General features: G+C 68.3%; 13 protein-coding genes. 5 read left to right on the top strand and 8 right to left on the bottom strand.

The window, feature by feature from the left end; all coding sequences use genetic code 11:
- The first annotated feature begins 205 nt into the window (after positions 1-205).
- The gene (locus tag IHE47_RS07055) at positions 206-874 is read left to right on the top strand and encodes a TerC family protein (RefSeq protein WP_192105170.1); all 669 of its coding nucleotides are present in this window, start codon (positions 206-208) and stop codon (positions 872-874) included.
- Positions 875-935: 61 nt separating this feature from the next.
- On the opposite strand, the gene prpC is transcribed toward IHE47_RS07055, so the two are convergent.
- Entirely contained in the window at positions 936-2,081 is a 1,146-nt protein-coding gene (prpC, locus tag IHE47_RS07050; protein ID WP_192105169.1) for a 2-methylcitrate synthase, read from the bottom strand.
- A 143-nt stretch (positions 2,082-2,224) separates the two neighbouring features.
- Positions 2,225-3,109 carry a methylisocitrate lyase gene (prpB, locus tag IHE47_RS07045; RefSeq protein WP_192105168.1) on the bottom strand — a complete coding sequence of 295 codons (885 nt, stop codon included), beginning with the start codon at positions 3,107-3,109 and terminating at the stop codon, positions 2,225-2,227.
- 189 nt (positions 3,110-3,298) lie between these two features.
- Between prpB and ahpC the strand changes: the two genes are divergently transcribed.
- Positions 3,299-3,862 (top strand): alkyl hydroperoxide reductase subunit C, encoded by a 564-nt coding sequence (ahpC, locus tag IHE47_RS07040; RefSeq protein WP_192105167.1) that lies wholly within the window; start codon positions 3,299-3,301, stop codon positions 3,860-3,862.
- Positions 3,863-4,053: 191 nt separating this feature from the next.
- Positions 4,054-5,640: an alkyl hydroperoxide reductase subunit F gene (gene ahpF, locus IHE47_RS07035; RefSeq protein WP_192105166.1), complete on the top strand. Its 1,587-nt coding sequence runs from the start codon at positions 4,054-4,056 to the stop codon at positions 5,638-5,640.
- A 325-nt stretch (positions 5,641-5,965) separates the two neighbouring features.
- Here the strand turns inward: ahpF and prpE are convergent, their stop codons facing one another.
- The 3 genes from prpE to IHE47_RS07020 form a co-directional block, all read right to left on the bottom strand.
- Positions 5,966-7,855, bottom strand: coding sequence for a propionate--CoA ligase (gene prpE / locus IHE47_RS07030; protein WP_192105165.1), 1,890 nt, complete (start codon positions 7,853-7,855; stop codon positions 5,966-5,968).
- Between the two features lie 154 nt (positions 7,856-8,009).
- On the bottom strand, positions 8,010-8,993 hold the full coding sequence (locus IHE47_RS07025) for a malate dehydrogenase (protein WP_225561681.1): 984 nt from the start codon (positions 8,991-8,993) through the stop codon (positions 8,010-8,012).
- A 118-nt stretch (positions 8,994-9,111) separates the two neighbouring features.
- Positions 9,112-10,311: a pyridoxal phosphate-dependent aminotransferase gene (locus IHE47_RS07020; RefSeq protein WP_192105164.1), complete on the bottom strand. Its 1,200-nt coding sequence runs from the start codon at positions 10,309-10,311 to the stop codon at positions 9,112-9,114.
- Positions 10,312-10,530: 219 nt separating this feature from the next.
- Here IHE47_RS07020 and IHE47_RS07015 point away from each other — a divergent pair, with 219 nt between their 5' ends.
- Positions 10,531-10,785, top strand: a complete 255-nt coding sequence (locus IHE47_RS07015) for a GlsB/YeaQ/YmgE family stress response membrane protein (RefSeq protein WP_192105163.1) — start codon at positions 10,531-10,533, stop codon at positions 10,783-10,785.
- An 84-nt stretch (positions 10,786-10,869) separates the two neighbouring features.
- On the opposite strand, the gene IHE47_RS07010 is transcribed toward IHE47_RS07015, so the two are convergent.
- The 3 genes from IHE47_RS07010 to IHE47_RS07000 form a co-directional block, all read right to left on the bottom strand.
- Positions 10,870-11,304 carry a YidB family protein gene (locus tag IHE47_RS07010; RefSeq protein WP_225561680.1) on the bottom strand — a complete coding sequence of 145 codons (435 nt, stop codon included), beginning with the start codon at positions 11,302-11,304 and terminating at the stop codon, positions 10,870-10,872.
- A gap of 104 nt (positions 11,305-11,408) precedes the next feature.
- Positions 11,409-11,918: a peptidylprolyl isomerase gene (locus IHE47_RS07005; protein ID WP_192105161.1), complete on the bottom strand. Its 510-nt coding sequence runs from the start codon at positions 11,916-11,918 to the stop codon at positions 11,409-11,411.
- Positions 11,919-11,991: 73 nt separating this feature from the next.
- Positions 11,992-13,815, bottom strand: coding sequence for a 3-hydroxybutyrate oligomer hydrolase family protein (locus IHE47_RS07000; RefSeq protein ID WP_192105160.1), 1,824 nt, complete (start codon positions 13,813-13,815; stop codon positions 11,992-11,994).
- Positions 13,816-13,900: 85 nt separating this feature from the next.
- On the opposite strand from IHE47_RS07000, the gene IHE47_RS06995 reads away from it, so the two are divergent.
- Positions 13,901-14,560: a response regulator transcription factor gene (locus tag IHE47_RS06995; protein ID WP_192105212.1), complete on the top strand. Its 660-nt coding sequence runs from the start codon at positions 13,901-13,903 to the stop codon at positions 14,558-14,560.
- Positions 14,561-14,619: the final 59 nt, after the last annotated feature.

Here is a 14,619-nt window from a genome sequence, read left to right as displayed (position 1 = left end):
CGGCATCGACAATGACCGGGTACTGATCCCAAAAGGGAGTAGTTCCGGACACCGTTCCACCCGGTGTCCTTGCAGTGGTCGTCATCACGGGCGGAGCACCGCCCCGGTCACTGCAGCGGTCCTGCCGCGAACGAGACTTTTGCAGTCATGACGGGCCGCGCGTGTCCGTCGTCACTGCATTCGTCCTACGCGCAGGAACCCACGCATGGCACCCACCGAATTCCTCTCCGGCCTGATGGCCGTCGTCCTGCTCGACCTGGTGCTGGCCGGCGACAACGCCATCGTGATCGCACTGGCCGCGCGCAACCTGCCGGGAACGCTGCAAAGGCGTGCCGTGCTCTGGGGCACGGTCGGTGCCGTGGCGGTGCGCATCGCGCTCAGCGCCGTGGTGATCTGGCTGCTGCGGCTGCCGGGGCTGATGCTGCTCGGCGGCGTGCTGTTGCTGCCCATCGCCTGGAAGCTGCTCAGGCAGGACGATTCACCGCACGAGGTCTCCGCCGCCGCCGGCTTCTGGTCGGCATTGCGCACCATCGTCGTCGCCGACACGTTGATGGGCGTGGACAATGTGCTGGCGATCGCCGGGGCCTCGCACGGCAACCTGCCGCTGCTCGCCTGCGGCCTGCTGATCAGCGTGCCACTGGTGGTGTGGGGTTCGACCCTGATCCTCAAGCTGGTCGGGCGCTTCCCCGCCATCATCTATCTGGGCGCGGCCGCCATCGCGTGGACGGCCGGCCGCATGGTCTCGCACGACCACCTGCTGCACGGCTGGTTCGCCGCGCATCCACGGACAAGCCATCTGCTGGAAATCGCGCTGGCTGCGCTCGTCTGCGGCGGGAGCTGGCTGGCGCGGCGCCGGCAGGCGGCGGACAGCTGATCCACGCGCAACGAAAAGGGAGCCGACCGGCTCCCTTTCCACATTGCCCATGTATTGCGCTTCAGCGCTTGTCGATGGCCACGTAGGCCAGGTCTTCCGGGCCGGTGTAGTTGGCGCTGGGACGGATGATCTTGCCGTCCTCACGCTGCTCGATCACGTGCGCGCTCCAGCCCGAGGTGCGCGCGATCACGAACAGCGGCGTGAACATCGCGGTGGGCACGCCCATCATGTGGTAGGCGCTGGCCGAGTACCAGTCGAGGTTGGGGAACATCTTCTTGATCTCCCACATCACCTTCTCGATGCGCTCGGAGACGTCGAACAGGGTCGGGTTGCCGCCCTCGGCGCAGAGCTTGCGCGAGATCTCCTTGATGATCACGTTGCGCGGGTCGGACACCGTGTACACCGGATGGCCGAAGCCGATCACGATCTCCTTGCGCTCGACGCGGGCGCGGATGTCGGCCTCGGCATCGCCGGCGTTGCGGTAGCGCGCGATGATCTCCATCGCCACCTCGTTCGCGCCGCCGTGCTTGGGGCCGCGCAGCGCGCCGATCGCGCCGGTGATGGCCGAGTACATGTCCGAGCCGGTGCCGGCGATCACGCGAGCGGTGAAAGTGCTCGCGTTGAACTCGTGCTCGGCGTACAGCACCAGCGACTTGTCCAGCGCGTTCGCGTGCAGCTCGCTGGGCGCCTTGCCGTGCAGCACGTGCAGGAAGTGCGCGGCGATGGAGTCGTCGTCCGTCTGCGTCTCGACGCGCTTGCCGTTGTGGCTGAAGTGGTACCAGTACAGCAGCATCGAGCCGAAGCTGGCCATCAGGCGGTCGGCGATGTCGCGCGCGCCGGTGACGTTGTGGTCGTCCTTCTCCGGCAGCACGGTGCCCAGCACCGAGCAGCCGGTGCGCATCACGTCCATCGGGTGGGTGGCGGCGGGCAGCAGTTCCAGCGCGGCCTTCACCGGCGCCGGCAGGCCGCGCAGGCGCTTGAGCTTGGCCTTGTAGTTCTGCAGCTCGGTCCAGTTCGGCAGCACGCCGTAGACCAGCAGGTGCGCCACTTCCTCGAAGCAGCCCTTGGCGGCCAGGTCATGGATGTCGTAGCCGCGGTAATGCAGGTCGTTGCCGCTGCGGCCCACCGTGCACAGCGCGGTATTGCCGGCGGCCACGCCGGACAGCGCCACGGACTTCTTGGCCTTGGGAAGGACTTGCTCGCTCATCGGGTGTCTCCTGTGATGCAGGGATTGCGAAACGGTGGAACGACATGCCTCCGTAGGAGCGCACCCTGTGCGCGATTGCCTGCCGCTTCGATCGGAGCAAAAGGGCATTCGCGCACAGGGTGCGCTCCTACAAGAGACCGGCGTCAGCCTTGCTTGTTGAACAGCGCGTCGAGCTTGTCCTCGTAGGCGTGGTAGCCCAGGAAGTCGTACAGCTCCTCGCGCGTCTGCAGGGTGTCGATGATGTGCTTCTGGGTGCCCTCGCGGCGCACCGTCTCGTAGAAGTTAAGCGCCGCCTTGTTCATGGCGCGGTAGGCGCCGCAGCAGTACAGCGCGATGTCCACGTTGGCGCTCCTGAGCTCCTCGGTGCTGAAGAACGGCGTGGAGCCGAATTCGGTGAGGTTGGCGAGGATCGGCACCTTCACCGCCGCCTTGAACCGGCGGTAGTCGTCCAGCGTCTTCATCGCCTCGGGGAAGATCATGTCGGCGCCGGCCTCGACGTAGGCGCAGGCGCGGTCGATCGCCGCATCGATGCCTTCCACCGCGGCGGCGTCGGTGCGCGCCATCACCACGAAACCCGCGTCGGTCTTCGCATCCACCGCAGCCTTCACGCGATCGACCATCTCCTCCTTCGGCACCACTTCCTTGCCGGGGCGATGGCCGCAGCGCTTCTGGCCGACCTGGTCCTCGATGTGCACCGCGGCCACGCCGATGCGCTCGAAGTTGCGGACGGTGCGCGCGATGTTGAAGGCGCCGCCCCAGCCGGTGTCGATGTCCACCAGCAGCGGCAGGCCGGTGGCGTCCACGATGCGGCGCGCATCGGTGAGCACGTCTTCCATGGTGGAGATGCCGAGGTCGGGCATGCCCAGCGAATTGGCGGCCACGCCGCCGCCGGAGAGATAGAGCGCCTGGTAGCCCACGCGCCTGGCCATCAGGCCGGCATAGGCGGTGATCGCGCCGATCACCTGCAGCGGGGATTCGGCGGCAAGCGCGGCGCGGAAGCGGGCGCCGGCGGTGGCTGATTGAGTCATGTGGCCTCCGTCAAAACGCCTATTTTAGCCCACGCGCCCCATGCGCTCTTGCTGCAGCACAGCGATTCGCGGCGCCAGTGATAGTCACGAACGATGATGTCGATGCCAACAATCAATTGGACGAATCATGCCAGCAGCCTAGAATGGACCCCATCGCCTCACCCAACCACCCGCAACGGAGACCACGAAATGTCTTTGATCAATACCGAAGTGAAGCCGTTCAAGGCGCAGGCGCTCAAGGCCGGCAAGTTCATCGAAGTGACCGAGGCCGACCTCAGGAACAAGTGGTCCGTGGTGTTCTTCTACCCGGCCGACTTCACCTTCGTCTGCCCGACCGAGCTGGAAGACCTCGCCGACAACTACGCCGAGTTCCAGAAGCTGGGCGTGGAGATCTACAGCGTCTCGACCGACACCCACTTCTCGCACAAGGCCTGGCACGACACCTCCGACGCGGTGAAGAAGATCGGCTACACCATGGTGGGCGATCCCACCCACATCATCTCGCGCAACTTCGAGGTGCTGATCGAGGACGCCGGCCTGGCCGACCGCGGCACCTTCGTGATCGACCCGCAGGGCAAGATCCAGATCGTCGAGATCACCGCCGGCGGCATCGGCCGCGACGCCAAGGAGCTGCTGCGCAAGGTGAAGGCCGCGCAGTACGTCGCCAGCCACCCGGGCGAAGTGTGCCCGGCCAAGTGGAAGGAAGGCGAGAAGACCCTGGCCCCCTCGCTGGACCTGGTCGGCAAGATCTGATCGCGACACCGCAACACGCCGTACCGGAACCGGGCGCAGGCCGCCCGGTTCCACCCTCCCCAGGATGCTTGTGCCAGCGGCTTGCGCCCGGCATCGCTCCCCGCCTGCCGTCCCCTCCCCGCTGACGCAGGCCGCTTCCACAAGCGTTCCTTCCCGATTCGATTTCCCGCATCCATGCAGGAGTGTTCGCCATGCTCGACGAAGCCATCAAGGCCCAGCTGAAGGGCTACCTGGAAAGACTCACCCAGCCCATCGAACTGGTCGCCGCGCTGGAAGACGGCGCGAAATCGCGCGAACTGGAAGAGCTGCTGGCCGAGATCGCCGCGATGAGCGACAAGATCTCCCTGCGCCGCGACGACAGCGAGGCGCGCAAGCCCTCGTTTGCGATCAACCGCCTGGGCACCGACATCGGCGTGCGCTTCGCCGGCATCCCGCTGGGCCACGAATTCACTTCGCTGGTGCTGGCGCTGCTGCAGGTGGGCGGCCATCCCTCAAAGGCGGCCGCGGAAACCATCGCGCAGGTGCAGAACCTGGAAGGCGAGTTCCACTTCGAGACCTACTTCTCGCTGTCCTGCCAGAACTGCCCGGACGTGGTGCAGGCGCTCAACCTGATGAGCGTGCTGAACCCCAACATCCACCACGTCGCCATCGACGGCGCGCTGTACCAGGACGAAGTGGAGCGCCGCCAGGTCATGTCGGTGCCCACGGTGTACCTGAACGGCGAAGTCTTCGACCAGGGCCGCATGAGCCTGGAGCAGATCGTGGCCAGGCTCGACACCGGCGCCACCGCGCACGCCGCGGCAGCGATCAAGGCCAAGAAAGCCTTCGACATGCTGATCGTGGGCGGCGGCCCGGCCGGTGCCGCCGCGGCGATCTATGCCGCGCGCAAGGGCATCCGCACCGGTATTGCCGCCGAGCGCTTCGGCGGCCAGGTGCTGGACACCATGGCGATCGAGAACTTCATTTCGGTCGACTACACCGAAGGCCCCAAGCTGGGCGCGGCGCTGGAACAGCACGTGCGCAACTACGACGTGGACATCATGAACCTGCAGCGCGCCACGAAGCTGGTCCCGGCCGATGCATCCGCCAGCGGCCTGGTCGAGATCGAACTCGAAAACGGCGCCAGCCTGAAGGCGAAGTCGGTGGTGCTCTCCACCGGCGCGCGCTGGCGGCAGATGGGCGTGCCCGGCGAGGACGAATACCGCAACAAGGGCGTGGCCTACTGCCCGCACTGTGACGGCCCGCTGTTCAAGGGCAAGCGCGTGGCGGTGATCGGCGGCGGCAACTCCGGCGTGGAGGCGGCGATCGACCTCGCCGGCATCGTCGCCCACGTCACCCTGGTCGAATTCGACGGCAAGCTGCGCGCCGACGAGGTGCTGCAGCGCAAGCTGCGCAGCCTGCCGAACGTGGAAGTGATCGTCAGCGCGCAGAGCACCGAGGTGCTGGGCGACGGCCAGAAGGTCAGCGGCCTGGTCTACAAGGACCGCAACGACGGCAGCATGCACAGCCTCTCGCTGGAAGGCATCTTCGTGCAGATCGGCCTGCTGCCGAACACCGAGTGGCTGAGGGGCACGCTGGAACTCAGCCCGCGCGGCGAGATCGTGATCGACGCCCGCGGCCAGACCTCGCTGCCTGGCGTGTTCGCCGCCGGCGACGCCACCACGGTGCCGTACAAGCAGATCGTGATCGCGATGGGCGCCGGTTCCACGGCTGCGCTGGGCGCGTTCGACCACCTGATCCGCAGCTCGGTGCCGGCTACCGAAACCGCCGCAGCCTGACGCGCTTGATGAAGCCCCTCTCGCTCCGGGAGCGGGGTTGGGGTGATGGTTCGGCCAGGACGAAAGATTGCGCTCCGCCCGGACCCTCACCCCCTGCCCCTCTCCCGGAGGCCTGATCAGCGTCGAGTCTCAGTCGTGCCATGTTCTGTCTCCCTCCCCTGCATGCAGGGGAGGGCTGGGGTGGGGGCAGGCTCATGCGAGGCAAACCATGAGAGTCCTTCGCAAGGTTTCACCCCCTCCCAGCCTCCCCCTGCAAGCAGGGGGAGGAGCAAATCAACTTGCCGCTGAGACTCGACGCTAATCAGGTCCCGGAGGGAGAGGAGCGTCAGGCTTCGGGCCCGCGCTCCAGCGCCTTGCGGATCTCCTCCAGCGCCGCCGGATCGTCCAGCGTGGACAGATCGCCCGGATCGCGTTGCTCGGCCAGCGCCTGCAATGAACGGCGCAGCAACTTGCCCGAGCGCGTCTTGGGCAGCGCATTGACTACGTACACCCGCGCCGGCTTCGCCACGCTGCCGAGCTGGTCCACCACGCACTGCTGCATGCCGCGCGCCACTTCGGCGGCGCCCTCGCCCGCCGCCTGCTTCAACGTGGCGAACACCACCGGCACCTGGCCCTTCAACTCGTCGCGCACGCCGATCACCGCCGCCTCGGCCACCGCCGGATGGCCGGCCACGGACTCCTCGATCTCGCGCGTGCCCAGGCGGTGCCCCGCCACGTTGATCACGTCGTCGGTGCGGCCGAGGATGAAGGTATAGCCGTCGGCATCGCGGATCGCCCAGTCCAGCGAGCTGTAGACCAGCTCGCGGAAATGGCTGAAGTAGCTGTGCACGTAGCGGTCGTCGTCGCGCCAGATAGTGCTGAGGCAACCGGGCGGCAACGGCGGTTCCAGCACCAGCACGCCCTTGGCGCCCGGCGGCACCTCGCGGCCGCTGTTCTCGTCGATCACCTTCATCCGGTAGCCGGGCGCCGGCAGGCCGGGCGAACCGAGCCTGGCGGGTTTCATGTCCAGGCCCGGCATCAGCGTGATCGCGGGCCAGCCGGTTTCGGTCTGCCAGTAGTTGTCGATCACCGGCACGCCCAGTTCCGCGTGGATCCATTGCGCGGTGGGTTCGTCCAGCGGCTCGCCGGCGAGGAACAGCCACTGCAGCTTCGACAGGTCGTGCGAATGCAGCCAGCTCGCGTCCTGCTTCTTCAGCACGCGGATCGCGGTGGGCGAGGAGAACATGCTGCGCACGCCGTACTTTTCGCACAACCCCCACCACACGCCCGGGTCCGGCCGCGTGGGCAGGCCTTCGTAGAGCAGCGAGGTGGCGCCGCCGATCAGCGGACCGTAGACGTTGTAGGAATGCCCCACCGCCCAACCCACGTCGGAAGTGGAGAACATCACCTGCCCCGGCGCGATGTCGAAGATGCAGCGTATCGACATGGCCATCGCCACCGCATAGCCACCGGTGTCGCGCTGCACGCCCTTGGGCTTGCCGGTGGTGCCCGAGGTGTAGAGCAGGTAGCTGGGCTCGTTCGATTCCAGCCAGGCCACCGGCACTTCGGCATTTTCGTGCTTGGCACGCAGTTCGGCGTAATCCACGTCGCGGCCGGGCACACGGTTCATCTGTGGATCCAGCCCCCGATCCACGACGAGCACGTGCGGCGGCGGCGCCGAGGCTTCGTTCAATGCCGCGTCCACCAGCGGCTTGTACGGAATCACCTTGCCCGCGCGCATGCCCGCGTCGGCGCAGACCAGCAACTTCGGTTGCGCGTCGTCGATGCGCAACGCGAGGTTGTGCGCCGCGAAACCGCCGAACACCACCGAGTGGACCGCGCCGATGCGCGTGCAGGCCAGCATCGCGAACACCGCCTCGGCGATGTTCGGCAGGTAGATCACCACGCGGTCGCCGCGTTCCACGTCCAGCGACTGCAGCACCGCGGCGAAGGCGTTCACTTCGCGGTACAGCTCGCGATAGCTGAACTCGCGCGTGATCCCGGTCTCGCTGGATACCGCCACCAGCGCCGGCTGCTCCGCGCGCCCGGCGAGATGGCGATCCACCGCGTTGTAGCAGAGGTTGGTGGTGCCGCCCACGAACCAGCGGCGGAACGGCGGCTTCGACTGGTCGAGGATCTGCCGCGGCGGCGTCTCCCAATGGATGCGCCGCGCCTGCTCGGCCCAGAACAACTCCGGCTGCTCGACCGATTGCCGGTAGAACGACTCGTAATCCATGCCCGCCTCCCGCACCGAACCGGATCAAGCCTAGTCCCGGCGTTGCCGCTACGGCAGCGCGACGTTGGTCGCAGGCGTGCGGGAAATCCTCATGTCCCCGAAACGAGCAAGGGGCAGCCGAAGCCGCCCCTTGCCGTCGCACATGCGTGCCTGCTTACTTGGCGAACAGGTGCTCGACGCCCGCGCGCTCCTCGCGCAGTTCCTTGTTGGTGGCGTCGATGCGCGACTGCGAGAACGCGTTGATCGCCAGGCCCTGCACGATGGCGTACTTGCCGTCCTTCACCGTCACCGGGTAGCCGAAGATCACGCCCGGCGCGATGCCGTAGGAACCGTCGGACGGGATGCCCATCGAGACCCAGTCGCCCTCGGCCGTACCCTGCGCCCAGGTGCGCATGTGGTCGATCGCGGCGGAGGCGGCGGAAGCGGCCGACGAGGCGCCGCGCGCCTTGATGATCGCCGCGCCGCGCTGCTGCACGGTGGGGATGAAGTCGCTCTCGTACCAGGCCTGGTCGACCAGCGACAGCGCCGGCTTGCCGTCCACGGTGGCGTGGTGCAGGTCGGGGTACTGGGTGGAGCTGTGGTTGCCCCAGATGGTGACCTTGCGGATGTCGGTGGTGTGCTTGCCGGTCTTCTCGGCGAGCTGCGACAGCGCGCGGTTGTGGTCCAGGCGGACCATCGCGGTGAAGCACTTCGGATCCAGGCTGGGCGCGTTCTGCTGGGCGATCAGCGCATTGGTGTTGGCCGGGTTGCCGACCACCAGCACCTTCACGTCGCGCTTGGCGTGGTCGTTCAGCGCCTTGCCCTGCGGGCCGAAGATCGCGCCGTTGGCTTCCAGCAGGTCCTTGCGCTCCATGCCCGGGCCGCGCGGACGGGCGCCGACCAGCAACGCGTAGTCCACGTCCTTGAAGGCCACGTTGACGTCGTCGGTGGCGACCACGCCGGCCAGGGTCGGGAACGCGCAGTCGTTGAGTTCCATCACCACGCCCTGCAGCGCGGGCAGCGCCGGGGTGATTTCCAGCAGGTGCAGGATCACTGGCTGGTCGGGGCCGAGCATGTCGCCGGCGGCGATGCGGAACAACAAGGCGTAGCCGATCTGGCCAGCGGCGCCGGTAACGGCAACTCGAACGGGGGCTTTCATGATGGAACTCCTTCGACGGGCAGGATCAGGTAGGAGCCCAGCCTGTGCGCGATGGCTCGAATGCTTGATCAAAGCAAAAGCATTTCGCGCACAGGGTGCGCTCCTACAGGTGTTGGTTTCAGGCGAGTTCGGCAAAGAACTCCTGGATGCGTTGGATGCCGGGCTGCAACTGCTCGAACGGGCACGTGTAGGAAATGCGCATGCCGCGCGGCTCGCCGAACGCCGAGCCGGGCACGCAGGCCACGCCCTTGGCTTCCAGCAGCGCGGCGCAGAACTCCACGTCGTTGGAAATCGCGGTGCCCTTGTGGCTCTTGCCGAACGCGACGGAAATGTCGGGGAACGCGTAGAACGCGCCCTGCGGCCGCGGGCAGCTGACGCCCGGGATCGCGTTGAGCCCGTCCACCACGACGTCGCGGCGCCTGGCGAACTCGGCGCACTTGGCCTGCGGGATGTCCTGCGGGCCGGTGAGCGCCGCCACCGCAGCCGCGGTGATCACTTCCGGCACGCTGGTGATGTGGTTGGAATTGAGCGTGGTCACCGCCTTGGCCACGTTCTCCGGGCCGGCGATGAAACCCACGCGCCAGCCCGGCATGCCATAGGTCTTCGACACCGAGTCGACGAACACCAGGCGGTCCTTCAGTTCCGGCCGGGCGAACACGAAGTTGTGGTAGCCGATGCCGTCGAACACCATCGAGTTGTAGATGTCGTCGGTGATGATCCAGGTATCCGGATGCTTCGCCAGCACCTCGGCCAGCGCGGCGATTTCCTCGCGCGTATAGACCATGCCCGTGGGGTTGGACGGGTTGTTGAACAGGAACACCCTGGGCTTGCGCGCCAGCGCGGCGTCGAGCTGCGCCGGGGTGAGCTTGTAGTTCTGCGCGGGGCCGCAAGGCAGCACGTTGGCCTTCGCGCCCACGATGTCGGCGATGTCGTGGTAGGTGGTCCAGTACGGCGCGGCGAAGGCGATCTCGTCGCCCTCGTCCAGCAAGGCCTCGGCCAGGTTGTACAGCACCTGCTTGGCGCCGATGCCAACCGACAGGTTGGCGTGGCCGTAGCCGCTGAAGCCCAGCGCCTCGATGTGCCTGAGGAAGGCATCCAGCAGCGCGTCCGCACCGCGGTTGCTGCCGTACTGGCCGCTGTCGTGCTTCAGCGCCTCGCGCGCCGCGGCGTACACGTGCTCGCCGGGCAGGAAGTTCGGTACGCCGATGGAGAAGCTGATGATGTCGCGGCCTTCGGCCTTGAGCTGCTTCGCCTTGCTGGCGATGACCATGATCGCGCTGGGTTTGGCGCGGCCGACACGCTGGGCAAGCTGGGGCATGGCTTCCTCTGGATCGTGGGGAGGGGATCGTCGGATTCGAGGCGGCGAACCGGCGGATTTTAGCATGCGGCGGCGCGTCAATCGCTTGCGGCGGGAATTCCTCCTATCGCCCTCTCCCGGCACTGCTGGCATGATGCGGGCACCGCCAGACGAACCGGCGGTGGACAGCATGTTGGTCTTTCCACCCGAAGATTCAGCCAGCCCGAGGGGTAAATGCGCATGTTCCATATCATCTGGTCCATCATCGTCGGCTTCATCGTGGGCGTGATCGCACGCTGGATCGTGCCCGGTGCCGAACACTACGGCTTCATCATGACCACCGTGGTGGGCATCGTGGGGTCGATCATCGGCGGCTTCATCGCCACGCTGTTCAGCAAGCCGGCGCCCGGTTCGAAGTTCCACACCGCCGGCTTCCTGATGTCGATCGTCGGCGCGTGCATCCTGGTCTACCTGCTGCGCTTCGTCAGCGTCTGAGCATCCCGCAAAAGCAAAAAGCGCGGCAGGTTGCCCTGCCGCGCTTTTTTTATCTGGAAAATCCGATCAGGAATGACCCCACCCTCACCCACCGCGTGCCGCGAGCAGCTTCTCGGCCAGGCCGCCCAGCATCGAGAGATCGAAGCCGCCACCGCCGGCCGGCGCCTGGCCGTCGGGCGTGAGGTGATCCACCGCGTGCGGCAACACCTGCGACAACTGGCCGACCAACTGGCCCGGGTCCACGCCCAGCTTGCCCGCCGCCTCCTGCACCACCGAGCCGAGGCCGCCGTTCTGCAGCGCCTGCCCCAGTTGCTCGGACGACACCGCCTGGTTCGCGCCGTTGCCGATCCACGACTGCACCGCGTCGCCGAGGCCATGCTGCTGCAGGGTATTGGCCAGGCCCTGCACGCCGCCGGCCTGCTGGATCAGCTGGCCGGCCACGTTGACCAGCGACGATGCGCCGTCCGCTTCACCCTGGCCACCGCCAAGCAAGCCGCTCAAACTGTCGAGTAGGGACATCGCCGATCTCCTTTCATTGGGGGTTTGACGAAGAGCCGGGGCAAGGCTCCATGTCGCCATGGAGCAGGAACGCGGGCGCCCCGGCAACCGCCCACGCGCAACGGTCAGCCGCGTGCGTCCAGCGTCTCGTTCCATTCCTTCACGCGGTCGCCCTTGGCGACGAGCAGCGCATCCACGTCGCCTTCCAGCGTGACCTTCTCGATGACGTCGTTCTGGCGGATCGCATCGACCACCTGCTGGTCGTTCGCGTCCACCACTTCGCCGAACACGCTGTGCTTGCCGTCCAGCCACGGCGTGGCGCCATGGGTGATGAAGAACTGGCTGCCGTTGGTGCGCGGGCCGGCGTTGGCCATGGAGAGCACGCCCGGCTTGTCGTGGCGCAGCGAGGGATGGAACTCGTCCTCGAACTTGTAGCCAGGGCCGCCGCGGCCGCTGCCTTCCGGGCAACCGCCCTGGATCATGAAGTCGGCGATCACGCGATGGAACGACAGGCCGTCGTAGTAGCCGCGCTTGGCCAGGTTCACGAAGTTCGCCACGGTCAGCGGCGCCCTGTCGTCGTGCAGGTTCAGGCGGATCGGGCCGCGGTTGGTGTGCAGGGTGACTTGGATGGCCATGGGTAATCCTTCGTGTTGGCTGGGCGCGCCTGGTCGAGCGCGCGTGGGCTGCCAAGGATAACGCCTGCCGCCGTTATTGCGGCAGGTCGAGCGCCCCGCGCTTCAGCGCGGCGGCGCCACGCGGGCGCGCGGCCGGCGTCGGCACGGCCGTTGGCCACGGGGTGCCCGCCTGCAGGTGCGCCCAGAGCCGGTCGAGCGCCGCGTAGCCGTAAGGCAGCAGGGGCACGTGGCGGTCGCCGAAGCCGGGCAAGGCGAGGAAGGCGTCGAAATGCTGCGCCGCCGGCACCTTCCAGTACAGCGGATGGCGTCCGGCGGCCCGCAACCATGCCACGTAGGGTTCCGAGGTGAACGCCGTCGGCAGCAACCCGTCGGCGGCGCCATGCACCACCCACACCGGGAGATCATCGCGCGGCAGGCGTGCCGCCAGCGCCGCCACCGCGGCATGCAGCGCGCCGGCATCGGCGCCATCGCCCGTCCACAAGTCGCGCAGGCAGCGCAGGCCCGGCAGCGTGGGATCGGCCGAGCCATCGGTGCCGCCGGCCAGTGCCACGCCATTGCCCGGCGGTATGCCGGAGGCATCCGCCCACCACGACGCACGCGTCGCCGCGCCGGCATCGTCCATCGCCCGATAGCTGTAGCCGCAGGGCATGTGGCCCACGCCGCGGCGCAGGTAGGCCGAGGCGTATCCTGCCGCCACCGCGCGCCATACGTCGAACGCCGTGGTGCTGGCGCCGGTGGCGATGGCCTCGTCGCGCCAGCCGCTGTCGTGCAGTTTCCGCAGGGCCTCGGCCGCCTGGCTGCCAGGCGCGTCCGCCTGCAGCACGCCGGCGGCATGCAGGCTGGCGCAACGCGCGAGGAAGGCCGGCGGCAACGCGCCGCCGGCGCGGGCGAACGGCGCGTCGGCGAAGCGCGCGTCGGCCAGCGCGCACGGCATCAGCAGCGCGGCCTCGGTGACATAGTCGTACAGCGCACGGCCATGGCCAGCCACGTGCACGTTGGGCTCCAGCGCCACCACACCGGCGAGCAGGCCATCGTCGTCCAGTCCCGCCGCCTGCAGCACCGCGCCGCCGCCGTTGGACAGGCCGGTGGCGATGATCCGCGTGTTCCGCGGCGTGAACGGCGCCGCGTCGGGATAGGCGCGATCCAGCATCGCCAGGCCGAAGCGCGCCGCCTGCAACACATCGCGCCCCCAGTCGGCCTCCGGGTTATCGCCCGAATGCGCATGCTTCACCGCGATGCCTGTATCGGCGGTGGCATCGGCGGGCGCGAATTCCAGTTCGGCCTGCCCGGCCTTTGCACGCGTGCCGTCCAGCGCCACGCCGCTGCCGTCGGCGGTATCGAAATAACCCGCGCCGGTGCCCTTGTCGGTGTAGGCCACCGCGCAGCCCTTCGGCAGGCCCCACGCGCCGGCCAGCGCGATGGCGCCGTAGACGCCGCGCGAACCGGACGAGGCCGTGACCACCAGGCAGCGCGCCGCGCGGTCGAAGTGGTCGGGCGCCTGCAGCAGCACGCGGTGCGGCGAGTGCGCACCGGGGATGCGCGCGAACGCCGTGTATTCGCGGCCGGGCACGTCGGGCACCGCGCCGTACACGCTGCCGTAGCCACCCAGCGGACCGAGGTCGGCGATGCCTTTCCAACTGGCCTGGATCGCGCGCCGTCGCAGCTCGGTGGAAGTGGGGTGCAGCGGATCGGCATACGCCGACGGCGTGCCGCGCAGGCCGGCAAGGCCGAGCCCGGCGCTGAGCAGGTCGTCGCCGCCGCGATGCACGGTCGCCTGGATCGGGCTGACCACGAAGGAAGGCGTCATGGCGTTGCTCCTGGGCGCTGGCGCCGCGACGCATGCCGCCAGCGCGAGCGCGGCGACGGCGAGGCAGGACAGGCGGGCGATGGGTGGCATCTCCGCACGATAGCGCGCCGCCGCGCGCCGGCCATGGGACGAAAGTCCGATGCGTCCGCCGCGCCATGCCGCTAACCTCGACGACATGCCACGCCTGCTGATCGCCGACGACCATCCGCTGTTCCGCGCCGCGCTGCACCAGGCCGCGCTGGCCGCGCTGGACGACGGCAGCATCGGCGAGGCATGCGACCTGCCGGGCACGCTCGATGCGCTGGGCGCGGAGCCGGACACCGACCTCGTGCTGCTCGACCTGCACATGCCCGGCAGCCGCGGCCTGTCCGGCCTGGCCACGCTGCGCGGGCAATTCCCCGCGGTGGCGGTGATGGTGGTGTCCGCGCACGACGAACCGCGGGTGGTGCGGCGCGTGCTGGACCACGGCGCCGCCGGCTTCATCTCCAAGAGCGCCAGCCCCGGCGAGATCACCAGCGCGATCCGCACCGTGCTCGACTGCGGCGAATGGGTGCCGCCGCACCTGGGCGAGAGCGTGGCCGCCCTGCCCTCCGACCCGAACGACAGCGACCTCGCCGCGCGCCTGTCGCGGCTCACCGCGCAGCAGTACCGCGTGCTCGGCCTGCTCGCCGAGGGCCTGCTCAACAAGCAGATCGCCGACCGGCTGGCGATCCAGGAGCGCACGGTGAAGGCCCACGTCACCGCGATCTTCGAGAAGCTGGGCGTGCGCAACCGCACCCAGGCCAGCATGCTGCTGCGCACGCTGGACCTGGCCGATCCCGCGCGCGTCGACTGAAGCGCATTTGTGGCGTGTCCGCGTAGGAGCTCACCCTGTGCGCGATGGCCTTTCGCTTC

The sequence above is a fragment of the Rhodanobacter sp. DHB23 genome (genome assembly GCF_014842975.1).
Taxonomy (GTDB): Bacteria; Pseudomonadota; Gammaproteobacteria; order Xanthomonadales; family Rhodanobacteraceae; genus Rhodanobacter_A.
This window is presented reverse-complemented; position numbering and strand designations above follow the sequence as displayed.